Source organism: Aureispira sp. CCB-QB1 (assembly GCF_000724545.1).
Lineage (GTDB): Bacteria > Bacteroidota > Bacteroidia > Chitinophagales > Saprospiraceae > Aureispira.
On the sequence record NZ_JHBV01000008.1, the window covers coordinates 1 to 24,947 of the forward strand.

The following is a 24,947-nucleotide window of genomic DNA, read 5'->3' on the forward strand; positions in this document are numbered from 1 at the left end:
GACGTGGATGGTGTTTTTATACCCGCCAATCAAACTCGTTACAATATTGCACTAGCTGCTGGAGATATGTTTGATGTAATGGCAATCGGCTATGATTTGGCTTTGATCCAAGAATTGACCGATTCATTACTAAATGGTAGTAATGGTAATGGGCAACCTTGTTGCAATATGTTTAGTCTTATGGCTATCGTTCTGAGTGAGCCAGCTTTAGCAGGTTTCTGTGATACATTGAATAATGCAGGAATTTACTCAGGTGCAGATGTAACTAGCTTTGAAGATGTATTGACTGTTTTTAGTCCTTTTGTTGAAGATCAATTTTCTGTAGAAGCCATCGTTTATGTGTTTGACTTAATTAATGGAAATGGAACCTATATTTCTCCTGAATGTGGTGGAACAGCGAGTAATGACTTTGTTCCTTATGGCTTGAATGGTGGAGAACGATATACGTATCATGCAACAGCGACAGTGCTTGCTAATACCTGTTGTTCTAGTGCAACCGTTGCCCCTGAACTAAATCCAGGATTACACGGAACACTTATTGCAACCAATGAGAATACACCTAGCCCAGTTCTAGCTGTTAATGCTTCGCCAGATTTGCCAACAGTAGAGTATTTAATCACAAAAAGAAATGAGGCAGCATTAGATGCATTAGGGCAACCAGATACGACCCAAGGTGGTGGAGATGTTGTTATAGGAGCAGATGAAGATGGTATTTTTATGCCCATGGATAAAACACGTCATGGAGTAACACTTGTAGTGGGAGATACATTTGATATAACTGCAATTGGTTATGACTTAAGTGTTTGGCAGACGCTAGTCGATTCTATTTTAAATGGAATGCAAAATGGGCAACCTTGTTGTGATTTATTTTCACTTTTGGCAACAGCTTCAAACAAACCTTATCTAGCAGGTTTTTGTGATAGCATTGCTAATCTAGGAATTTCAGGTGCAGGAGATCTTAACAATATGGAAGAATTGCTGCCTATTTTTGAAGAACTGAATAATACTCAAATTTCTTTGAATTCATTAGTAGCTACTTTTGAGTTACTAAACAATAATGGAACCTATATTTCTCCTGATTGTGGAGGAACGGGTAGTAATAATTTTATTCCTTATGGTATTCACTTGGAAAAGCAATATGCTTATGTTGTTGATAATCCTTTGGTAGTGGAGAAGTTGAGTGAAGTTTCTTTGTTTATGTTATACCCAAATCCAGCCAATACTGATGCATTAAATGTTTATTTTACAACCAAAGAAGTAGTTGATTTGACGATTAATCTATTTGATGCTTTGGGACAACGTGTACACAGCCAAGTATTAGGGAATGTTTCGGGTGATTTTAACACCACAATTCCAGTTCATAATCTTGCGGCAGGAATGTACTATGTAGAGTTGACAGACGGACGAAACAATCAATTACTTAAGGTGATTTTTGAGTAATTACAATTTTTATAAAAGAAAATCAGAGTAGGCTGCTAGGAAACTGTTTTCTAGTAGCCTTTTAGGTATATAGATAAGGTAGTAAAAATTAGAATAAGTGTTATAATTGCAAATGGTTTGTAGGGGAAGAGAAGAATATATTCATCTTATATGGTGTAGCTTAAAAAGTTTGGAAGCAAGTTTAATTCACTATGATAGTGAGTAACTAACTTTGTAGATAACAATTTAAGGTTTTTATGATATTCAAAGTATATAAAAGTAAGTTTTTAATAAGATTTAGACAGTGGTACGATATTATTCTTGCCATAATCAAAGAATTCGAAATGAATTTGGCAGATCTTTTGTCGAAGTGCTTAAGCAACTGATTACTAGATTAATTGACCAAATAGTTAAAAGGATTGTAAAAAAATAAAAAAAAACTTATTTTTACGTTGGTGCTTATCAGTAATCGTTCAGAAAAATAGTAACTTAAATAGAAATTCTTTTTGATTGCTCCTCATCGAAAAAAAACGTTTTAACTCATTGTGGCGTTGGTTTTTTTCTTTGATTGGTACAAAAAACAATTTTTCTATGCTTTTGACTGTTCGTTTGCTTACCAAAAAATATACTTAAAAAATTAAATCTGAATTAACAATATAAAACAGGTTTAATCAATCGTTTATCAAAAAAAAACAAAAGAATGAAGAACAACAACTTGTTTTTGACTTTGTTGTCATTATTGTGTTTGGGATGGCTGAATGAAGCAAACGCACAATGTCCAAATTGTACCATTGTTTTACCTGCGGGAATTCCAGCGGATACAATTTTAGTTGATTCATTGCCTGCGGCATATAAAAATGCTTACTACGAGGAGTCAATGAGTTATCGTTTGCCTTATACAACAGATCCTTTAGCGGCTGTGGCTCCTCCTGGTACAAACGTGCCTCTTGGTGTGAATATTGATGATTTCACAATCCTTAGTGTAACGGGACTACCTCCAGGTTTGGCATGGGTAGGAGATCGCCCAACTCCAATGGTTTATGATGAAGCGCCTCCTCAAACTAGAGATGGATGTATTACGCTTTGTGGTACACCAGGTGCGGCAGGAACATTTATTGTTAATGTAAACTTGGGAATTCGAATCGCTGGCTTTGTTGTGCCTTCGCCTCCAATTCCATTAGAATTTATCGTGTTTCCTGATACAAACGCTTCTTTTACACTAGATACAGCAGCAGGTTGTGCTCCTTTTGGAGCAGTCATTAATAACTTAGTGCCTAGTAATGGGAACCCTGGGTTTTCTTATTCATGGGACTTTGGAAATGGAATGACATCTACTTTGGAGAATCCAGATACAGTATGGTATGATTTTAACATCACAAGAGATACTACTGTAGCAATTACACAACAAGTTATCATTGATACATTTCCTTATTTGTTAGAATCTATTGTTGTTGCTTCAGATCCTGGAAATAGTTGTAACGATGATGTTGGCTTTCCTCCCTTGGTTATTTCAGGAGCACCAGATATGTATATCATCATGATAGGTAATGGTGATACTGTTAATACAGACCCTAACTTTGCTCTAATTGGAAATACTCAGAACAATGAATACCCGAGAGATACAATGGTATTTCCTGGCCCAATTGAATTGGCAAATGGACAAACCTACAGTTTGGAAATTTGGGATGATGACAGTGCTTTGGGACCATTAGATAATGATGATCCTTGTGGAAGCGGTCCGGTTACCTTAGGCGCTTTTCTTGGAGCAGGAACACATACCTTGACGACTGGTTCAATGACAATAGAAGTAACCATATCTCATTATATTGATACAATTAATTACGTAGATAGCGTAATGGTGCAATATTGTAATGTAAGCGTTGATCAAATCAAGCAGGTTGATCGTTCTTTGACAGTTTATCCGAACCCTACATCAGAGGCTGTTAATGTTCAGTTTCAGTTGAATGGAGTGAACAAAGATGTAGATTTAGTTGTTAGTGATGTACTAGGAAAAACGGTCTATGCACAGCAAATGAAAAACTTTACAGGAACTTTTAATCAACCAATTGATTTGAGCCGACAAGCTAATGGGGTTTATATATTACAATTGCGTGTAGGAAGTGATGTCGTTTCTAGAAAGATAGTTCTTCAAAAATAAACACGAAGCTAGATGCCATAAAATTGGTATCGTATTTGCAAATATAAAATTAATAAACCATTCTAGATTAGGTTTTTAGGATGGTTTGTTTTTCGCCTTTTTTTTAATCAACCAAATGTTTAAACAATATATTTAATCAACCAATGAAAGTACACTTAACTGCCTTTTTGCTCTCTTTTTGTTTTCTTGGCTCAGCAGTAGCGCAAGATCCTGTAGAGATTATTGATAAAATGCGTGCTGCTATAAAAAAAATGAATAAATCATCTTTTGTATTACATTCCAAAGAACGATTTGGAGATAAGTATGTCTACAAGAAAATGAAATTTCATATACAAGAAAGCCCACGAAAAGTATACATGAAAGATTTGGATAAAGGGGTTGAACTATTGTATGTTGATGGTTGGAATAATAACAAGGGGTACATCAATCCAAATGGTTTTCCTTGGATTAATGTGAGTTTGAGTATTTATGATTCCAAAGTGGTCGCAGAGAATCACCACACGGTTGATGATGCAGGAATGGGATTTGTTAATATACTATTGGATGGATTTGAGTCAACAGCTAGAAAAGCAGGCAAGTCTAGAAGTGCTTTGTATGCTTACAAAGGGGAGGTTACTTATGATGGTAAAACCTGTTACAAATTGTATATTTATCCGCCAACAGAATTTAAGTATATTTCCTACACTACCGACAGAGATCAAAATCTAATGCAGCTTTCTAGAAGAATTGTTGCTTCTGATTTTTTGATCAAAGAGAGAAACAAGATATCTTATGCTAAAACAATAAAAAAAGGGACGACTTTAAGTGTACCGAGTAATTATGCAAAAAAGGTAATTGTTTATATCGACAAAAAAACTTACATGCCGATTGTGCAAATGTTGTATGATGAAAAAGGTTTATTTGAAAAATACGAATATAAAAATATAACGGCTTACCCTAAATTTGCCAGCAACGAATTTACAACAGATTGTTCTAGCTACGGTTTTTAAGAAGGACAATTTGTTAATCTAAGTTAGATATATTATCTTAATGGTTCTTACAAATGCTTTTTTGTGAGAACCATTTCTTTTTTTTAGGGTTTAATAAATAGCTGAAAAACTGTTTTGAACTTGTTGTTTTCACCAAAGGCAACAAATTTAAGAAGATCAACAATCAATCAATTACAATATCATGGATACAACAACAGAAACCAATACTAATTTAACAGCTGCGAAAGTGCAAACTATCTTGCAAGCTCAACGAGATTTTTTTGCTAGTAATGCTACCAAAGATTTAACGTTTAGAAAGGAGCAATTAGAAAAGTTAAAGAAAATGATTGTAGATAATGAAACTGCAATCATAGATGCTTTACACAAGGATTTAAGAAAACACGAGTTTGAGGCTTATGCTACTGAGATCGGATTTGTTTTGGTAGATATCAATGAGGCTATAAAAAAAATGAAATCTTGGGCTAAACCAAGAAAGGTGAAAACACCACCATTCCATTATATAGCAAGTAGCTATACAAAAGCAGACCCGTATGGCAATGTCTTGATAATAGCTCCATGGAATTATCCTGTTCAGTTGCTATTAGCTCCTTTAGTAGGGGCTATTGTAGCTGGTAATACAGCAATTTTAAAGCCTTCGGAATATGCCATGCATACATCTCGTTTGTTAACAAAATTGATTAACTCAACGTTCGATGCACAATATATTAAAATGATAGAGGGTGCTGTCCCTGAAACACAGTTGTTGCTAGAGCAAAAATTTGATTTTATCTTCTTTACAGGAAGTACTAATGTTGGTAAAATTGTTTATCAAGCAGCTGCAAAGCATTTGACTCCTGTTGCTTTAGAATTGGGAGGAAAAAGCCCTTGTATAGTAGATACCGATATTCATTTAGATTATACTGCCAAAAGAATTGTTTGGGGGAAGTTCATTAATATGGGGCAGACCTGTATTGCACCAGATTATTTGCTGGTAGATCATAAAATTAAGGATGCTCTCATTGCAAAAATGAAGTTTTACATCCATGAGTTTTTTGGTGAAAATCCTCAAGAGAGTGAAGCCTTAGGTCGAATTATTAATGAAAACCACTTTGATCGCTTGAGTAGCTATCTTAATGATGGCGACGTTATCGAGGGAGGTCAAACAGATCGAGCGGATAAGTATATAGCCCCTACCTTGATGGAAAACGTGGGATTAGAAACTGGGGTGATGCAAGATGAAATTTTTGGACCTATATTGCCAATAATTGAATATGGCAATCTACGAGAAGCGATTGATTTTGTTAATGATAAATCTAAACCATTAGCATTGTACATTTTTTCTAAAAATGATAAAAAAATTGATCGAATTTTAGAAGAAACTTCTGCTGGGGGAGTAACTATTAACGATACGTTGATGCATATTGCAAATGGGCATTTGCCATTTGGAGGAGTTGGAGATAGTGGAATAGGAGCATACCATGGGCAACATTCGTTTGACCTATTTTCGCATCAAAAAGCCGTGTTGCATCGCTCTTTCTTAATAGAAGAACCGATTCGCTATGCGCCTTATAAATTAAGTTTGAAATGGATTAAAAAGATTATGGATTGGGCATTATAAATAGAAACGTACTTAGCTCAACACAAAGGTTAAAAACGGATCTTTTAGATCGCAAATTTCCCTTAGTATTGTTTTAAAATCGGGGAAGTTTGCGATTTTTTTATAAAGTGTCATAATGAACGATGAATGAACCGTTAGATTTATAATAAAAAAGCCCCTGAAGATACTTTCTTCAAGGGCTTCAATGTAAATGAGAGGTTGATTAGCCATTTACCTTTTTGTGATCTGCTAAGAATTTAGCCAAACCAATATCTGTCAAAGGATGGTTCAATAATGCTAAAATAGCACTTAATGGACAAGTAACAACATCCGCTCCAATCTCTGCACATTTTACAATATGTAGAGGATTACGAATAGAAGCAGCTAAAACTTCTGTTTTGAATCCATAAAAGTTATAAATATGCACCACTTGGTCGATTAAGTCCATACCATCCCAAGAAATGTCATCCACACGTCCAATAAAAGGAGATAGGTAAGTTGCGCCTGCTTTAGCTGCTAAAATAGCTTGTCCAGCAGAGAAAACAAGTGTACAGTTGGTACGGATACCTTTGCTAGAAAAATGCTTGATGGCCTTGATTCCATCTTTAATCATTGGAACTTTAACAACAATATTAGGATGTAATGCAGCCAAAGCTTCTCCTTCCTTTACAATACCTTCAAAGTCGGTTGCAATAACTTCTGCACTAACATCTCCATCTACAATTTCGCAGATTTTTTTGTAATGCTCTAATACAGCTTCTTGACCACTAATACCTTCTTTTGCCATCAGAGATGGATTGGTTGTAACACCATCTAAAATACCTAAGTCATGTGCTTCTTGAATTTGCGCTAAGTTGGCAGTATCAACAAAAAATTTCATTTTGATTTGTTTTTGTAAGTAGTATGAAAAGTATTGTAATCTGCTTGAGTTTGATTTAAACTACTACAGACAGTTTATTTTTTTGAACGATTGTTTTTATGCCCCAAAACTAATGGTTTTTTATTATTCACCCTAATTTTCGTTAAGTTTGTAGCCTAACAATTATTTATTCTATACAGCATGATCGAAAAGAGCAAACCAAAGAAGCGTAAAAAGGAGGCAATTTATGAGGCAGCCGCACAATTATTTAGAGAAAAAGGCTACAAAGCTGCATCCATGAGAGATTTAGCCGAGCGAGTAGATTTAAAAGTCTCTAGTTTGTACAGCCATATTGGTTCCAAAGAAGAGTTGCTACAAAAGATCTGTTTTGACAATGCTAAGTTGTTCGTTGAAGGGATGAATGAGATTGAATGTCAACCCATCACTACAATAGAAAAAATAAAAGCGTTAATTGCTTTGCACGTTGATATAGCTGTTAAAAATCCTACTTCTGTAACGGTTTTTAATGATGAGTGGAAGCATTTGGCAAATGAAGGGAAAGACTCTAACTTAAAGACTTTTTTAACACTTCGAAAAGATTATGAAAATCGTTTTCAACAAATAATAATTAAAGGGATTGAAGCTGGTGAATTAAAAAATATCAATTCAAACATAGCTTTATATACAATATTAACTTCGGTGCGTTGGTTGCACTATTGGTACAAACCAACTCGAAGTATTCAGCCAGAGTTGTTGAAGAAACAAATAGCCAATTTGCTTTTAGACGGCGTTGCTATTTGAGAAAATAGTTAATAGGATGGTCTAGCCATGTATTAATTTATAAAGAAGTACAATCGAAAAGGGCAAAACATATTTACTTGTTGATTGAAACGTACATTGTTGATTTTTTTTACCAAAAGCCTTAAGGGCTAATAAACTTGTTTTTGGCGTTTTTTAGTTCTTATAGGATAAAAAGTGCTTTTTAAGAACCCTGTTTTATATATTAATGTCTGTTTAATGCTTGATTTTTACACGAAAAAAAACTATTTTGAGATTTATTTTTAAGTAAAAACCTCATTTTAAACGTACAAAAGTATCAATTTAGGTGTCTTGTAATACTCTTTGGATATTCCTTCTAAAGAACTCTACAAGAAACTATGTCATTGGTATTTTAAATTAAACAGACAATATGAATAAAATACAACAATTTGTTATTTGGGCAATATGCTCAATGACTATTTTTTCTCAATCCTCGCAAGCACAAGTCCTGTACTCCGAAGATTTTGAAGGAACGGGAGGTATAATGCCAAGTGGATTGACAATCATTGACAATGATGGAAATGCTAACGCTAATGTAGCCACTTTTGATCAATGGACACTTTCTGGCAGTACTGAAACAGGAGCAGTAGTAGATTCGGTTGCTGCTGTAACTTCTTGGTTGGATCCAGCGGGTGCAAGTGATGATTGGTTAATTACACCACAAGTATCTGGGATTACTTCGGCAACTAGTTTGGCTTGGGAAGCAGTGGCAAGAGATCCTAATTTTGCAGATGGTTATGAAGTATGGGTAACTTCAACAATAGCAGGAGCAAGCCCTGTTATTAGCGATTTTACGACAGGTGGTACAATGGTATTTAACATTGCAGCAGAAGATACATCTTTTGTATCGCATATGATAAGTTTATCTTCTTTTGCAGGGCAGAGTATCTATGTAGGTTTTCGCAATAATTCTTTTGATAAGTTTATCTTAGAAATTGATGATATTGTTATTGAGAACAATGCTACTGTTACATTAAGTACAACGAATACGACTACGAATGCGAGCTGTAATGGTTCTGATGGTACGGCCACTTCTAACCCTTCAGGAGGTATAGCGCCTTATTCTTTTTTATGGGACGCAAATGCCAATAATCAAACAACGGCAACGGCAACGGGTTTAGCGGCAGGTACATATATGTTTACTTACACAGATGCAAATGGCGCATCAGATACGAGCAGTGTCGTTATTGCTAGCGATGGGGTTGTTATATATTCTGAAGATTTTGAAGGTACAGGAGGTGTAATGCCAAGTGGATTGACAATTATTGATAATGATGGAAATGCTAATGCTAATGTAGCCACTTTTGATCAATGGACACTTTCTGGTAGCACCGAAACAGGGGCTATAGTAGATTCTGTTGCTGCCGTAACTTCTTGGTTAGATCCTGCAGGTACAAGTGATGATTGGTTAATTACGCCACAAATATCTGGTGTTGTTTCTGGGGCTAATTTGTCATGGGAGGCAGTAGCAAGAGATCCTAGTTTTGCAGATGGTTATGAAGTATGGGTGACTTCAACAATAGCAGGAGCGAGCCCTGTTATTAGCGACTTTACGACAGGAGGTACAATGGTATTTAATATTGCTGCGGAAGATACTTCTTTTGTTTCACGCACTGTAAGTTTGACAGCATTCGCAGGACAAGATATTTATGTAGCTTTCCGTAACAATTCTTCAGATAAATTTATTTTGGAAATTGATGATATTGTTGTCGCCAACCCATGTGTAACGGTTCAATTGACAACAACAAATACAACTACAGATGCTAGTTGTGGAGGAACAGACGGAACAGCTACCTCTGTGCCATCTGGTGGTGCAGCGCCTTATACTTTCTTGTGGGATGCCAACGCAGGCAACCAAACAACAGCAACAGCAACAGGTTTAGCAGCTGGTACGTACATGTTTACTTATACAGATGCCAACGGTATTTCTGCGACAAGTAGTGTTGTTATTTCTAACCCTAATGCTCCAGTTGGATCTGCTTCTGTTACTTCTAACTACAATGGAGCGGATATAAGCTGTAATGGTTTGTCTGATGGAGAAGCAACGGTAACAGCAACGGGAGGTACAGGAGTATATACTTACCAATGGGATGCTAATGCCAATAATCAAACGACAGCAACAGCAACAGGTTTGTCAGCTGGAATGTACATGGTAACAACGACAGATGCTTTGAGTTGTTTGACAATTGATACGGTTGTTGTTACAGAACCAGGAGTACTTGTTGCGAGTATAGGAACACCTGTAAATGTATCTTGTAATGGTGGTAACGATGGATCTATTACAACTTCAGTATCAGGTGGAACAAGTCCATATACTTATGCATGGAGTAATAGTGCCACTACATCGGACTTATTAGCATTGTCAGCAGGTACTTATTCTGGTACAATTACAGATGCGAATGGTTGTACAGACGTTGCAGGAGGAACTATAACAGAACCAATGTTGCTTGTTGCATCTATTTTAGATAATGGTGATGGTACTGCTACGGCTTCTGCTACAGGTGGCGTAGGTGGGTATACTTACCAATGGGATGCTGCTGCTAACAACCAAACTACGGCTACCGCTACTGGTTTGACAAACAACACAACATATGGCGTAACGGTAACAGATGCGAATGGTTGTACTAGTGATACTACTGTTACAGTAACTATTGTTGGGGTTGAAGGTATTGCTAATTTGAATAATTTGAGTATGTATCCTAATCCAGCAAATGCTAATGTATTTGTTGACTTAGACCTAGAAAAAAGCTCTGATGTTACTATTCGTGTTATGAATACAATGGGACAAACCGTTTTAGAGAAACAATTGGGTACTGTAGTGTCAAGACGCATTGAGCTGAGTACAAAAGACTTGACAACAGGTGTTTACATGGTACAGTTTGTTATTGGTGAGCAGTCAATCACGGAACGATTGGTTGTAAATAAAAAATAACTAATAAATAACAGATATCACCTGTTTTTGTAAAATAAAAGGGCTCTTGGAAGATTAAATTCCAAGAGCCTTTTGTATTCTTATGAATAGAACTTTCGTCAGTATTCGGTTAGTTTTTGATAATTCGAAATGTTTGTTGAGTGCTCTTTGTTTGGATTTTAATGAGATATACGCCTTTAGGACCTTCGAGTTGTATTTCTGTTTCTGAAACATTGTTGAACTTCTTTTCAAAAAGAACTTGCCCAACTAAATTCATTACTTGAATGGCTGCTTTGGGATAGACTGTTCCCAAGTTTATGTTGACTAGGTTGGAGGTAGGATTGGGAGAAATCGTTGCCCCTGATATAATTGAAACAGTTTGAAAACTATTGATAAGGGTGCAATTGTTGCTAAAATAAGCCCCCGCATCTATATCAGCCCAATTGTTGGCAGAAAAAGTAGAATCATCTACTTGAATGCAAGTTAGATTTGGATTGTTGGTTGCATTGAATAGCATGAAGTTAGTGTTGTTGCCATTTTTTACATCCAAATCTAGAAGTTGATTGTTGTAACAGTTTAAAATAACTAGGTCAGTATTTTGACTCATATCCAAACTACTGAGTTGATTGTTGTAGCAGTTTAAATTTGTTAAATCAGCATTCTGACTTAGATCTAGTGTTGTTAGTTGATTGTGGTCACAATCAAGTCTTCTCAACGCTGTATTTTGGTGGAGATCTAGATTTGCCAATTGATTATGATCGCATTTGAATTTACTTAAATTGGTGTTTTGGCTAATGTCTAAATTTGTCAATTGGTTGTAAGAACATTTTAGTTCAATCAAATTGGTGTTTTGAACAAGATTTATATTCGTTAGTTGATTGTTGTCACAGTCTAAATGCGTAAGATTAATATTTTGACTTAAGTCTAAGCCACTTAGTTGGTTACTATAACATTCTAACTCTGTTAAATTAATAAAGGTCTCTATGCCTGTTAGATCGGTTATATTTAAATTGTAGCAATCTATTTTCCCATTAAATGCATTGGCTTCACTAACTTGTATTTCTGTGTCATTATTGGTGTTAATATTACTATTAGCCACTAAATAGGCTTTGAAATTGGCATCAGGAATATTGACATTTTGTGCATTCAAGGGGGAATAAGCAACTGTAAAATACAAGGCAAAAACGCCAATTGTTTTGGATAGTTTCATTTCTATGATTTTAGATATTTTTAAGATTTTTGATGAACAAATATACCATAATCATAGGGAAAAGAGGTATTATAATTAAGCTTTAACCTATCCAGTTAATGGATAGGTGTGCTTAAATGAAAATAGTTTGTAAGCCTTTGTACAGCGTACGTTGATGTGATTATTTGATATTGAAGTTAAGCGGGTTGACATGAATAGGAATCCGTTCTCCTTGGCAATGTACTTTTACATTAATAAAAATATATTTATCTCCTTTTTCTGCTTGCTGGACAGAGGCTTGTATCGGAGGTGAAAAGGTAGCACAGGTGCCTTTGTAGATGGCGATGTCTTTTGTAAGAGAAATGTGGTACAACGTATAGTGAGATACGGCACAGGAATGATTGGTAGTATCTATATGTAAACCATCGTATTTCGAAAATTCATGAGAAAAAATGGAGCCACTTGTTTGTCCATTTAAAGTAACGACAGGAATGACCCGATAAGCAAAAGACGAACAAAACAGAAGAATGAATATTCCAATACCTATTTTCCAGAAATATGTTAAACTGCTCATAGTATGGTGTTTTTATGATAAAATATTGAACAGAACTATTAGGAGGTTGGGTGGGAGTGACTTAAGGAGGGAGATTGAGCATGAGAATTGGTTGGTTTAAGAATGATTGGGCAATTGTTGATGTAGACATTGCCAATGTATTTATAACTGTTTCTTAAGAGAAATTATTGTATTGTTAAAGAATTATCAACTCTTAAGGATTGTTCACTATTTCTTTTTTTTATTCAAAAAGTAAAAAATAGCAACTTATTGTATTTAAATAACTGTATATTATACTTGGTATTTTTTTAAAATAATACGCTACAAAACAAAAAAAGCGAACAGTTGTTCGTATATTTGGAGAAACAAAATAATCGTCTAGTACTATGTCAAAAACCAAAACACCAACTAAAAGAACCAAAACGATTTCAAAACCAATGAGTAAGGTGACTAAAAAAACTTTAGAAGAAGCGTTTCGTTTGATGGCTACTGCTAAAACAATGGCCGAAACCTATGAAGCAAATGTTAAAGTTGCCTCTAAGTACGTGCATGCAACTTCTAGAGGACACGAAGCAATTCAATTAGCATTAGGGTTGCAATTAAAATCGCAAGATTTTGTAGCACCTTATTATCGAGACGATTCTATTTTATTGGGAATTGGTATGACTCCTTATGAGTTAATGCTACAGGTATTGGCCAAACGAGATGATCCATTCTCAGGAGGAAGAACTTATTATTCTCATCCTAGTTTGAAAGATGATGATAAGCCTAAAATTCCACATCAATCTTCTGCTACAGGGATGCAAGCCATTCCAACGACAGGGGTAGCAATGGGAGTGCAGTATAAAGAAAATCAAAATTTAGTGGAGGACACCAAGGATGTAGAGAAACCGATTGTTGTTTGTTCTTTGGGAGATGCTTCAGTAACAGAAGGTGAAGTTTCTGAGGCGTTCCAAATGGCAGCATTAAAACAATTGCCGATTCTTTATTTGGTACAAGATAACGATTGGGATATTTCGGCAAGTGCCGATGAAATCCGTGCGCAGAATGCTTATGAGTTTATACAAGGATTTAAGGGAATAGAGGCTATTAGCATTAATGGCAATGACTTTATAGAATGTTATACGGCATTAAAAGAAGTTATTACAAAAATAAGAAAAGAGCGTCGCCCATTTTTGGTACATGCCAAAGTACCCTTGCTAAACCACCACACATCAGGTGTTCGAATGGAGTGGTATAGAGATGATTTAGAGGAACATAAAACTCGTGATCCTTATCCGATTATGATTCAACAGCTGCTAGACGCTGGTTTTACAGAAAAGAAAATCTCAGCGATCGAAGAAGAGGTAAAAGAGGTTGTTTTGGCAGATTTTGAGCGAGCATTAGCCGCTGAAGATCCTCGTCCTGAAGATTTATTGACGCATGATTTTGCACCAACAACGGTTACAGAGGAGACTGGAATTAGACAACCAGATGGGGCAGAGGCAACGGTAATGGTAGATAGTGCTTTGACAGCAGTAGAAGAATTGATGCGCAAGCACCCTGAATGTCTGCTGTATGGCCAAGATGTAGGCGGACGATTGGGCGGTGTATTTCGTGAGGCAGCTACCTTGGCTCAAAAATTTGGAGATGGTCGAGTGTTTAATACCCCTATTCAGGAGGCATTTATTATTGGTTCAACAGTAGGTATGTCCGCAGTAGGCTTGAAGCCAATTGTTGAGGTACAATTTGCAGATTATATTTGGCCTGGTCTAAATCAATTGTTTACAGAGGTGAGCCGTTCTTGTTATTTATCCAATGGAAAATGGCCTGTTAGCATGATTTTAAGAGTGCCAATTGGTGCTTATGGCAGCGGTGGACCTTATCACTCTTCTAGTGTAGAATCTGTTGTCGCTAATATCAAAGGAGTCAAAATTGCTTACCCTAGTAATGGGGCAGACTTAAAAGGATTGATGAAAGCGGCTTATTATGATCCTAACCCTGTGGTTATTTTTGAACACAAAGGACTTTATTGGTCTAAAGTAAAGGGAACAGAAACCGCACGAACGGTACTACCTGATGAAAACTATATGATTCCATTTGGACAGGCAGCGATAACTGTACAAGCAGATGCTGAACAGGTTGAAAAGGGAAAGTCTATTGCTGTTGTTACTTATGGTATGGGGGTACACTGGGCATTGAATGCAGCAAAGAATTTGGATGGTCGTGTTGAAATTATTGATTTACGGACATTGTATCCATTAGATACAGCTACTATTTTTGATGCAGTTAAAAAACATGGTAGGTGTTTGGTGGTAACAGAAGAGGCTGTTAATTGTACCTTTGCTCAAAGTGTTGCTGCTAGAATCCAAGAGAATTGCTTTGAATATTTGGATGCTCCTGTGCGAACACTCGGTTCAATTGACGTTCCTGCAATTCCATTAAACCAAGTTTTAGAAAAAACAATGTTGCCGTCTACTCAAAAAGTAGAGGACGCTATTCTCAACTTGTTAGAATATTAGATTAAAACTAGTTGGAGACTTTTATAGCGTGGTTTTAAACCAAAAGGGTTTAAAATAAAATTGGAGAAACAACCAATTTAATATTGAAATAAAAAGAAATGAACAGAATGCTAATTTAGTGATTTAAATCATTTTAGGACTTACGAAATGTCTTTTTTTCTTAGTTAGAATAAAGGTAATATTGCATTATAAGAAATATTTAATCATGCTTAATTACTAATAACATTATGAAAAAAATACTCGTTCCATTCAATTTTTCAGTTTCATCAAGTTGGGGCTTTTGTTATGCTTATGAATTAGCGGCATCTATTGGTGCTGAGATTATTGTAGTGAATATGTATACGGCTGCTATGGAGTCTACTTATTCCTTAGAAAAACTGCAAGCTAACGCACACAAAAGAAAGCTAGAAATCTTAGAACATTTAAAAGCAGCAACGCAGTATCCGACAGCTTCTCAATCTGTAAAAGTGTCTTATGATATTGACTATGGTTTGAAGGATGATATTACTTTGTATGCCAAACGCCAAGATGTGGATTTGATTGTGATGGGAACGGATGGCAATGATAAAGTTTTGAATAAACTTTGGGGAAGCAATACAAGTGCTGTCATTAACAATGCACACTGTCCTGTATTGGCGATTCCTAATGGGACTAGTTTCAAGTCGGTAAAAACGATAGCGTATGCCACTAATTTTGATGAAAAAGACATAGAGTCAATCACGCAATTAGGGCGTGTTGCTGAGGCAACCAATGCAACTTTATTCTGTGTGCATGTCAATCTATTTAGCGAGGCTCCAAAGACCGAGGAGGCAGCAGTTTTTGAAACAAAATTACAAGCTAATCTACCTGATTTGCCAATCGTATTTCATGCTTGGAGTGCACATAATGTAGAAGATGGGTTGGAAATCTTTTGTCGTGTAAACCAAATAGATATGTTAGCTATGTTGACTCACAACCGTTCTACTTGGGACAAGTTGTTTGGAGAGCATAGTGTGACAAAATCAATGGCAATGCGGAATAAATTACCTTTGCTAGCGTTTCACGGATAAAATATTGTAGTATACGGAAGTTGATTTTTAAGATATAAAAACATAGGAACATCATGGATAGAATAATTGTACCGGTCGATTTTTCATCGGCTTCAAGTTGGGGCTTTTATTACGCCTATAATATAGCAAAGGAAATAGGATCAGAACTAGTTGTCGTTCATTTGTACTGGCCTCCTTATGTGGAGTCAACTTACCCAGTAGATATGATTCAAACGATTATTAACGAGAAAGAAACAGAGGTTCTAAAGCATCTAAAAGCAGCAACAAGACCTCCTTTGGGAGACAAAGATGATGTTGCAATACGTTACATCGTTCAGTCAGGCTCTGAAAATTCTATTGTAGACATTGCAACTGAAAATGAGGCTGATTTGATTGTGATGGGCACACATGGATCGGGGAAAGCGTTGGACAAGGTGTGGGGAACAAACACAGCTAATGTAATTGAAAGCGCAACTTGTCCTGTATTGGCGATTCCTATCGGAGCGGATTATAAAGGAGTTGGTAGCATTGCCTATGCTACAGATTTTGATGATAAAGACACTGAATTGTTGTTGCAATTGACTTTAATTGCGACGGCAATCAAAGCAAAAGTACATTGTGTGCATATCAATCAAGCCGATGCGCCTTATGATGATAAGAAAGAGGTTGCGTTTAGAACTTCTTTTCAAAAGAATTTTTCCAGTTTGCCTGTAACTTATTCGGTGTGGAGTGCCAACGAAATAGAAGATGGCTTGGAGACATTTTGTCGAGTCAATAAAATAGATGTGTTGGCGATGTTGACGCACAAGAAAAGTCTTTGGGGAAAAGTTTTTGGAGGGGCTAGTATTACTAAAAAAATGACAATGCAAACCAAATTACCATTGTTAGCATTTCATAAGTAATTGTCTAAGAATATAGCATTGCTGTTTTGTGTTCTGATCATCATTAGTTTACTTGAAAAACATACAGTTTTTGAAGACTACTGGAAATAAAAACTTAAAGCTTTGTAGTCCGCTAATAGTATGAAAATTAGCGGACTATTGGCTGTTATTATAAAAGCAAGATAGCAAGCTAATTGCGACTACTTGCGAATCAATGATTTTACAATTGAAAATTATTATTTAGAAAAAAAATCTATGCTATTATTAATACGGTATAGATTTCCTAAGTTACAAGATAAATGAAACCAACATTTCACACCTTAAAAGTTAAAGAAGTTCGCAAGGAAACGCGTGATTGCTGTTCTATTGCTTTTGAAATTCCTGAAGAATTAAAGCTAGCTTATGATTTTACGCAAGGGCAGTATTTGACCTTAAAAAAAGATATTAACAATGAAGATATTCGCCGTTCGTACAGCATATGCACAAGTCCGAATGACGATGAGTTGAGAGTGGCTGTGAAACAGGTGCATAATGGTAAATTCTCTACATTTGCCAATCATCAACTAAAAGCTGGTGATACTTTGGATGTAATGACACCAATGGGAAACTTTTATACAGAGTTGGATCCAAATCAAGAGAAGCACTATGTTGGTTTTGCCGCAGGTAGTGGTATTACGCCAATTATCTCGATTATGAAAACAGTTTTGGAAACCGAACCCAAGAGCCGTTTTACTTTGTTTTATGGAAATAAGAATACAGGTTCAATTATCTTTAAAGAGGAAATTGAAGCCTTAAAAAATAGCTACATGGAGCGTCTAGTAGTGCATTATTTTTTGAGTCGAGAAATGTTGGATGCTCCCTTGATGAATGGGCGTATTGATAAGGAAAAATGTGCTGCTATTTTTGATACTTTGTTGGATGTATCAGAGATTGACGATTGTTTTTCTTGTGGTCCTGAGTCTATGATTTTTGCTGTAAAAGATGCTTTGTTAGAACGTGACTTTGATGAAGCAAAAATTCACTTTGAACTATTTACGTCTCCCTTGGGTAAATTAGGAGTTGAAAAGAAAATTGAGGTGAAGGAGACCAACAAAGGAAAGTCCTCTCAAATAACTGTTAATTTGGATGGAAAGGCTTTTCAGTTTGATTTACCTTTTGGAACAGACAATTTGCTTGATGCAGCGTTGAAACAAGGTGCTGATTTGCCTTTTGCTTGTAAGGGGGGAGTTTGTTGTACATGCAAAGCAAAAATAAAAGAAGGGACAGTAGATATGGCGCTAAATTATGCTTTGGAAAAGGATGAAGTAGAAGCTGGTTTTATTTTAACTTGCCAAGCTTATCCAACGACAGATAAGGTAGTTATAGACTTTGACGAAGTCTAAACTTATCGTTGAATTTGGCGTTATAATTGTACTAAAATAGAGATACCAAAGATTGTTTGAAATTATTTTTTGAACAATAATTTGCGGTTTTAAATATAACTTATTATGGAAAATACTATTGAGAATTTAGAGGCAAAATTTCAAGCTAAAATAGATGCTGAAATTAAAATAGAACCAAAGGATTGGATGCCAGAAAAGTATCGCAAAACTTTGGTACGACAAATCTCACAGCATGCACATTCTGAAATTGTCGGAATGCTACCAGAAGGAAACTGGATTACAAGAGCTCCTTCTTTGCGTCGTAAAATTGGCTTGCTTGCCAAGGTTCAAGACGAAGGTGGGCACGGTTTGTACTTATATAGTGCTGCCGAAACTCTAGGAACATCTAGAGAGCAAATGTTTGAAGACTTAAATTCTGGAAAAGCAAAGTATTCTAGCATCTTTAATTATCCGACATTAACGTGGGCGGATATTGGGGCTGTTGGATGGTTGGTTGATGGAGCAGCGATTATGAACCAAGTAATGTTGACACGTGCCTCTTATGGTCCGTATGCTCGTGCGATGGTGCGTATTTGTAAGGAAGAAAGTTTTCACCAACGTCAAGGTTATGAAATAACAATGGCATTGGCACAAGGAACACCCGAACAGAAAGAAATGGCACAAGATGCTCTAAATCGTTGGTGGTGGCCTTCTTTGATGATGTTTGGTCCTAACGATGCCGACTCAACCCATTCAGCGCAATCTATGGCTTGGAAAATTAAGCGAAAATCTAACGATGAATTGCGTCAAGCTTTTGTAGATGCAACAGTGCCTCAAGCAGAATTTTTAGGCTTAACGATTCCTGACAAAGATTTAAAATGGAATGAGGAGCGTGGGCATTACGACTTTGGCGAAATCGATTGGGAAGAATTTTGGCAAGTTGTAAAAGGCGGTGGTCCTTGTAACAAGGATCGTTTAAAAGCTCGCAACAAAGCTTATAAAGAGGGTGCTTGGGTACGCGAAGCAGCCATGGCTCATGCTGAAAAACGTGCTGAAAGAAGAAAAAATAATTAACTATTAGGAACCACTAAAAATAAAACCATTATGTCTAAGAAAGATTGGCCTCTATGGGAGGTGTTTATCAGAAGTAAAGCGGGGTTGCACCACAAACATGCTGGAAGTTTGCATGCTGCTGATGAAGAAATGGCAATTGAAAACGCTCGTGATGTTTATACTCGTAGACAAGAAGGTGTGAGTATCTGGGTGGTAGAATCCAAGCATATTACAGCTTCTATACCAGACGATGGCGACATGCTGTTTGAAGCAGCTAAAACAAAACCGTATCGCCATCCTACATTCTATGAAATCCCAGATGAAATCGGACATATGTAGGAGGCTTTGATAAAAATAGGTCTATTTCTGAAATGATAACTTGTGTGTATAGTTGGTTGATTTTTAATGGAATTAGCTAAAGAGAGGAATGGATGGAAGTTATAAAAAATAATTAAACAACAATAGCTTGTGGAAAATAAAGAAGCTTTATTCGAATATGTATTGCGTATAGCTGATAATGCGCTAATTTTGGGACATCGTGTTTCTGAATGGTGTGGGCATGGTCCTAGTTTAGAAACCGATATTGGGTTGACCAATATTGCCTTGGATTTAGTAGGGCATGCTCGTGTTTTGTTGCAATATGCTGCACAGGTCGAAGGAAAAGGACGGTCAGAAGATGACTTGGCTTTCTTGCGTGATATTCGTGATTTTAAGAACGTTTTATTGGTCGAGCAGCCCAATGGAAATTTTGCCAATACAATCGCTCGTCAATTTTTATTCGATACCTTTAATTATCACTTTTTTGCTGCTCTAAGTAACAGCAAGAATGAAAAATTGGTCGCCATCGCCAAAAAATCAATTAAGGAATTAACATATCATTACCGATATAGTGCTGAATGGGTCATCCGCTTGGGAGATGGAACCGAAGAGAGCCATGAGAAAATGCAAGAGGCTTTAGACGATATTTGGGATTATGCTGGTGAATTGTTTGTGGCAGATGAGGTAGATGCTAAAATGCTTGAAGAGGGAATAGGAGTAGATTTGGAAGCCATCCGACCGCTTTGGGAGGAGCGTGTAAATGCGATTTTAAAAGAAGCTACATTAACACGTCCTAAAGATGGGTGGATTCAAAAAGGCGGCAAGCAAGGGAAACATACCGAACAAATGGGGCTTGTCTTAGCAGAAATGCAATGGATGCAGCGTGCCTATCCTGGTATGGAATGGTAGCAGCTTGCGTTTCAAAATCTTAGACTTACTATACAATAGCATGTCTAAGATTTTGAATTTGTGTTCTCTATAAAGGGATGTATCTACAAAGCCCCATTGACATTTTTCCACGCCAATGCTCCTGCTCCTAAAATAGCAGCGTGATGTTGAGGAACGGTAGAAACAAGTAGTTTTACTTTGTTTTGAAAGATATTGAGCATGTAGGCTTCCATATAATGTTTGGTGGGGGCTGCAATTAAGGCGCCCGAATTGGCTAAACCTCCGAATAAAATAATGGCTTCTGGACTCGTAATGGCAACCGTATTAGCTAAGCTGTAGCCTAATTGTTGGGCTGTATAATCAAAAATTTCCAACGCTAATGCATCTCCTTTTTCTGCACATTCGGCGATGATTCTTGAGCTAATACGCTCTTGTTCTTGTAGCAAGCTTTTTCCTTCATAGTGTTCTAAACGCTCTTTGGCTGTGCGAACAATTCCCGTGGCAGAAGCATAGGTTTCTAAGCAACCTTTTCGACTACAGCCACAAAGTCTTCCATCTCGTTCTATAATGGTATGTCCTAACTCTCCTGCAAAAGCATCGTGTCCATAGATCAGTTCGCCATTAACAACAAAACCACTTCCCAAGCCAGTTCCTAAAGTAACAACAACAAAGTCTTTCATGCCTTTAGCGGCTCCAAATAGCATTTCTCCTATAGCGGCAGCATTGGCATCGTTGGTAATCCAAACAGGCAAATCAAAATGCGTTTGAAACATTTTTTGTAGAGGAACAATGCCTTTCCATATCAAATTAGGAGCATGTTCTATTGTGCCGTTAAAATAATTTCCATTGGGAGCGCCAACTCCCATTCCTACTAATTCAAACTGGGGGTGTAGTTGAAGATCTTCTTTAATGTCTAACGCTAATTTGGCAACAAAGTCATTCGGATTCGTATAGTCCTTTGTTCGAATATTACCTTCCAACTGGACTTGCCCTTGCTCGTCAATGATGCCCCAAACGGTATTGGTTCCTCCTATATCAATTCCTACAGATACTTTCAATTTATTATTTCTTTATTTTATTATGAATTGTATTAACATCAACTAAAGCCGCAGAACCATACCAAGGGTGAAGTTCCATTACCAAGCTACCTGATTGTATGGCCGGATCTGTATTGGTTAACATTTCTGCTTCTTCGATAGTTTTTACATTAAAAATATAAATGCCCCGCAGCTCTCCATCGTCCAAAAAAGGTCCTGCAACAACTAGTTTCCCTTCCTCTGCTAGTTTTCCTATATTTTCGAGATGTTTGGTTTGTAATCGTTTAGCTTCTTCAGGGTCTTCAGGTCTATTCGGTCCTTTTTTTAGAAACGCCATAACATATTGACGCATTCCATAGGCATCAGCTCCTAATCGTTGTGCGAGTAAGCTATCGTAACCTGTTTCGGGTTGTTTATCTACGATAGTTGTCTCTGATTCTATTGTTTTTTGAGCCTGTTCGTTATTGGCACAAGAATACAGAAAATAGACTACAATTACGATAAATAGGAAAGCTGTTTTTTTGTTTAACATACTTGTTGTTTCTTGGTACTCTAGTAGTAAAATTCTTTCATTTTTACAGAGAATTACTGTAAGAGTATATGGTGTTTATAATAATTAAAGGTACAAAACAGACGGTCTAATTTCAAAACTTTAAATGCTATTTTGTAGATAGAGCAGGCAAGGCAATTTCAAATTGTACTTTGAAGGGATCACGTCGGTCTGTCCGTTTCCTATAATGGATATTTCCGTTATGATTGTCAATAATTTGGTGAATTAGATAGCCCCCGATTCCAGAGTGCCCTGTTTGCCCTGCATAATTTCCATAACCAATAAAATCTTCGAAAGAAAAGTTATTAGGAAACTCTTTTCCGTCGTTTTTATAAAGAATAATCACCTCTTGTTGATCAGAAGATAAGCCAACTCTAAATTGAATGGTATACTGCTTGTTGTTTTGCACAAAACCATGGCGTTTCGCATTGTCAATAAGGTTGGTGAAAACAGTTGTAAGTTGTGTTTTATCAATGAGGGTATAGATTGGGATTTCTCGCCCTTTGGCATCCTCCTCTACTTCAATCTGAATTCTAAAACTTGTTTCTTGCGTATAAAATTGTTGAATTTCTTCTAAAAAATCTTTAATTTTCGTTCGTTCTAGATTGAGTTTACTTCGATCCGCTTTGATAATATCTCCTGTTGAATCAAGGCTATTGATAGAATGAATGAGTATGGATTCTATTCGTTCTATCGTGGTGGCTAAGGTGTCAACAGTATCAATATCTTCGTCCTCAAAAACGGGAAACATGGGTTCTGAAAAATTAATTGGTGTTTGATCTTCCTCTTTGTCTTTTAGAAAATATTTTAAGTTTTTAATTTCTGTAAGAACAGCAGGCAATCGATTTCCTAATTCATGTTGCAAGGAAGAAATAATTTTATATTGTTCATTTTGAGCTCTTTGTTTGCCTAAATTTAAATCATTTCGAAGTTGCTCTACTTTTTCTTCCTCTTCTTGAAGCAAACGAACTTTTGTTTCTTTGATAATTGTCGCCTGTTCTTCTAAAGGGGGTAAATTGATTTGAAGCCCTTCAAAGTATTCTTCCGTAATCATGTTGTGTTGATAATCCATCTTATACATATTGAGTTGCTGTATAAAAAGATCATCGTGTAGTTGCAAAATGAGGTATTCAATTAAGAGGCGATCTTCGTCCACTCGAAAGGTCATGATGTCTTCATTAACCAATATAGGAGTACCTTGAAAAACAAAGTAACTTGTTCTCAATTTTCGACCAGATCGGTTGACCAATAAAATAGATTCATTAATCAGTTGACCAGCAACTTGCTGCACCTCATCAGTGTTGGGAATATTTTTAGGGTCAATTAGATAGTTGGTAATGGATTTACCCAAATTCTGAGGGCGTATGTAAGGAATATCTTGATAAGGTGTTTCGTCAAACCACAATGCTGGGCGTTCGGATCTAAAAATTTCTTTGAGCCGAATTAACTGTCCGTGCGCTTCTAACAATCGAAGTTGTGCAATAAAAGGAGAGGCGTAACGCTTGGCATCTAAATTATAATCGTTTAAGATAACTTGATGTAAAGGAATTGTAGAAACGCAAGCCTCCAGTTCTGGTGTGCAGTCGGTGTCTAAGTGATGAAAGACGGCCCGAATACATTCTACATGTTTGGGAGTTAATTCACGGTTTAGTTTGGATTGCGTTTTGACATCCAAGTTGGCACCGTTTATAAATAAAATTTGCTCTTTTCGCAAAGTAGTTTTATTTTTATTAATCACCAAAATACAGATGGGAATACCCGTAGAATGCAACAACCCATAAGGCAACGTGATAACAGCTTCTAATAAATCTCTACGAATAAGAAATTCTCTCAGTTTTCTATCTTCTTTATCATCTACTAGCGTATTAATTGGCATGATGGTAATTAAGCGCCCTTTGGTGTTTAATTTGGACAACATGAGTTGTATAAACAGGCTATTGCAAGGAATATGTGGTGTACTTACGTCAAAAGGAATAGAAGTATAGGACTGTTCTTTGATTTTTTCTGTTGGTGTATATTGACCAAAAGGAAAATGAGCAATGGCAATGTCTACTTTCAAATCTTCTTGTAAGTCATCTACTAAGGTGTTTCCATTACTGATTTGGGCTTGATAAGCTCCATTTGCCCATAAATTCATTTTACAGAGTGCCCAGATATGAATATTTTGTTCTTGAGCAAAAACATGCAAGTTGGGCTCTTTGTTTAGAAATGCAATCAAACTAGAACCTTGACCAGCAGTAGGATCGTAGACAGATTCGTTGGTTTGGGGATTGGCAAGTTCTACTAATAATTGATTAATTGTTTTGGGGGTCGTTCGTTTAATCCCAGTATTACTTGCTCGAAGTGCGGTTCTATACAAACTGTCGTTAAAGAAACTGCCAAATTCGGAAATAGAAATGGCTTTGGTTGAGAAATCTAAATCCTCCAATACTAGAATAACTTGAATGAGTAATTGTAGATTATTTTCTTCTTGTAAAGCGAGCCCCAACGGCGCAAAAATATTTTTGAGCGAAGTATTTCGCTTGGAAAATTGCGTTAGGGTAATAATTAGGTCGCGCATGGCTAACTCTGGATCATCAATAACTTTATTTCTAAAATTACTTGACCAAAGATAGTCTTCTGGCTCTGTTTCAATAAAATCAAAAACGTGCTCTTTTTGGAGGGCTAAAATTCGTTTGAAAAATACTAAAGAAAGTAAGACACTACTTGCGTTGTTGGCATCCCAAACACCTCGAAGGGAGTCTAAGGTCGAAAAAAAAACAGCTTCTAACTGTTGTGCATGCTCTCTGGTTTTGGTATCCATATTAAATACTGAGGGGCTAATTATATCTGTTTAATGTCGGTAGTTGGTATGATA

General features: G+C 36.5%; 19 protein-coding genes. 13 read left to right on the forward strand and 6 right to left on the reverse strand.

Annotation, left to right across the window (positions count from 1 at the left end; translation table 11 throughout):
- The 4 genes from CG11_RS03090 to CG11_RS03105 all read left to right on the forward strand — a co-directional run.
- A partial coding sequence (locus CG11_RS03090) for a T9SS type A sorting domain-containing protein (RefSeq protein ID WP_052593026.1) occupies nt 1–1,440 on the forward strand: 1,440 nt, incomplete at its 5' end.
- 679 nt (nt 1,441–2,119) lie between these two features.
- Nucleotides 2,120–3,577, forward strand: coding sequence for a T9SS type A sorting domain-containing protein (locus CG11_RS03095; protein WP_052593028.1), 1,458 nt, complete (start codon nt 2,120–2,122; stop codon nt 3,575–3,577).
- A 143-nt stretch (nt 3,578–3,720) separates the two neighbouring features.
- Complete coding sequence (locus CG11_RS03100) at nt 3,721–4,566, forward strand: DUF1571 domain-containing protein (RefSeq protein ID WP_052593030.1); 846 nt, start codon at nt 3,721–3,723, stop codon at nt 4,564–4,566.
- A 181-nt stretch (nt 4,567–4,747) separates the two neighbouring features.
- Nucleotides 4,748–6,163, forward strand: coding sequence for an aldehyde dehydrogenase (locus tag CG11_RS03105; protein WP_052593032.1), 1,416 nt, complete (start codon nt 4,748–4,750; stop codon nt 6,161–6,163).
- Nucleotides 6,164–6,365: 202 nt separating this feature from the next.
- Here CG11_RS03105 and fsa read toward each other — a convergent pair whose 3' ends face one another.
- Nucleotides 6,366–7,022 (reverse strand): fructose-6-phosphate aldolase, encoded by a 657-nt coding sequence (gene fsa / locus CG11_RS03115; protein ID WP_052593036.1) that lies wholly within the window; start codon nt 7,020–7,022, stop codon nt 6,366–6,368.
- 180 nt (nt 7,023–7,202) lie between these two features.
- Here fsa and CG11_RS03120 point away from each other — a divergent pair, with 180 nt between their 5' ends.
- Nucleotides 7,203–7,802, forward strand: a complete 600-nt coding sequence (locus CG11_RS03120; protein WP_052593038.1) for a TetR/AcrR family transcriptional regulator — start codon at nt 7,203–7,205, stop codon at nt 7,800–7,802.
- 388 nt (nt 7,803–8,190) lie between these two features.
- Nucleotides 8,191–10,752, forward strand: a complete 2,562-nt coding sequence (locus CG11_RS03125) for a choice-of-anchor J domain-containing protein (protein ID WP_052593040.1) — start codon at nt 8,191–8,193, stop codon at nt 10,750–10,752.
- A 109-nt stretch (nt 10,753–10,861) separates the two neighbouring features.
- Here CG11_RS03125 and CG11_RS03130 read toward each other — a convergent pair whose 3' ends face one another.
- Both CG11_RS03130 and CG11_RS03135 read right to left on the reverse strand, forming a co-directional pair.
- Nucleotides 10,862–11,941 carry a T9SS type A sorting domain-containing protein gene (locus CG11_RS03130; RefSeq protein WP_052593042.1) on the reverse strand — a complete coding sequence of 360 codons (1,080 nt, stop codon included), beginning with the start codon at nt 11,939–11,941 and terminating at the stop codon, nt 10,862–10,864.
- Nucleotides 11,942–12,101: 160 nt separating this feature from the next.
- A complete protein-coding gene (locus CG11_RS03135; protein ID WP_052593045.1) occupies nt 12,102–12,494 on the reverse strand; it encodes a hypothetical protein in 393 nt (130 codons plus the stop codon).
- Nucleotides 12,495–12,859: 365 nt separating this feature from the next.
- Here CG11_RS03135 and CG11_RS03140 point away from each other — a divergent pair, with 365 nt between their 5' ends.
- The 7 genes from CG11_RS03140 (at nt 12,860) to paaC (ending at nt 20,524) form a co-directional block, all read left to right on the forward strand.
- Nucleotides 12,860–14,974 (forward strand): thiamine pyrophosphate-dependent enzyme, encoded by a 2,115-nt coding sequence (locus CG11_RS03140; protein ID WP_231512756.1) that lies wholly within the window; start codon nt 12,860–12,862, stop codon nt 14,972–14,974.
- A gap of 227 nt (nt 14,975–15,201) precedes the next feature.
- Complete coding sequence (locus CG11_RS03145) at nt 15,202–16,023, forward strand: universal stress protein (RefSeq protein WP_052593047.1); 822 nt, start codon at nt 15,202–15,204, stop codon at nt 16,021–16,023.
- Nucleotides 16,024–16,076: 53 nt separating this feature from the next.
- Nucleotides 16,077–16,904 (forward strand): universal stress protein, encoded by an 828-nt coding sequence (locus CG11_RS03150; protein ID WP_052593049.1) that lies wholly within the window; start codon nt 16,077–16,079, stop codon nt 16,902–16,904.
- A 278-nt stretch (nt 16,905–17,182) separates the two neighbouring features.
- Nucleotides 17,183–18,265: a 1,2-phenylacetyl-CoA epoxidase subunit PaaE gene (gene paaE, locus CG11_RS03155; protein ID WP_052593051.1), complete on the forward strand. Its 1,083-nt coding sequence runs from the start codon at nt 17,183–17,185 to the stop codon at nt 18,263–18,265.
- 105 nt (nt 18,266–18,370) lie between these two features.
- Nucleotides 18,371–19,318: a 1,2-phenylacetyl-CoA epoxidase subunit PaaA gene (gene paaA, locus CG11_RS03160; protein ID WP_052593053.1), complete on the forward strand. Its 948-nt coding sequence runs from the start codon at nt 18,371–18,373 to the stop codon at nt 19,316–19,318.
- Between the two features lie 30 nt (nt 19,319–19,348).
- Nucleotides 19,349–19,636 (forward strand): 1,2-phenylacetyl-CoA epoxidase subunit PaaB, encoded by a 288-nt coding sequence (gene paaB, locus CG11_RS03165; protein ID WP_052593056.1) that lies wholly within the window; start codon nt 19,349–19,351, stop codon nt 19,634–19,636.
- Between the two features lie 129 nt (nt 19,637–19,765).
- The gene (paaC, locus tag CG11_RS03170; RefSeq protein WP_052593057.1) at nt 19,766–20,524 is read left to right on the forward strand and encodes a 1,2-phenylacetyl-CoA epoxidase subunit PaaC; all 759 of its coding nucleotides are present in this window, start codon (nt 19,766–19,768) and stop codon (nt 20,522–20,524) included.
- Between the two features lie 83 nt (nt 20,525–20,607).
- Here the strand turns inward: paaC and CG11_RS03175 are convergent, their stop codons facing one another.
- The 3 genes from CG11_RS03175 to CG11_RS03185 all read right to left on the reverse strand — a co-directional run bounded on the left by CG11_RS03175 (nt 20,608) and on the right by CG11_RS03185 (nt 24,893).
- Nucleotides 20,608–21,561, reverse strand: coding sequence for an ROK family protein (locus CG11_RS03175; protein WP_052593059.1), 954 nt, complete (start codon nt 21,559–21,561; stop codon nt 20,608–20,610).
- Between the two features lie 4 nt (nt 21,562–21,565).
- Nucleotides 21,566–22,072, reverse strand: coding sequence for a YciI family protein (locus CG11_RS03180; protein WP_052593061.1), 507 nt, complete (start codon nt 22,070–22,072; stop codon nt 21,566–21,568).
- Nucleotides 22,073–22,199: 127 nt separating this feature from the next.
- Nucleotides 22,200–24,893 carry an N-6 DNA methylase gene (locus CG11_RS03185; protein WP_052593063.1) on the reverse strand — a complete coding sequence of 898 codons (2,694 nt, stop codon included), beginning with the start codon at nt 24,891–24,893 and terminating at the stop codon, nt 22,200–22,202.
- Nucleotides 24,894–24,947 lie beyond the last annotated feature (54 nt).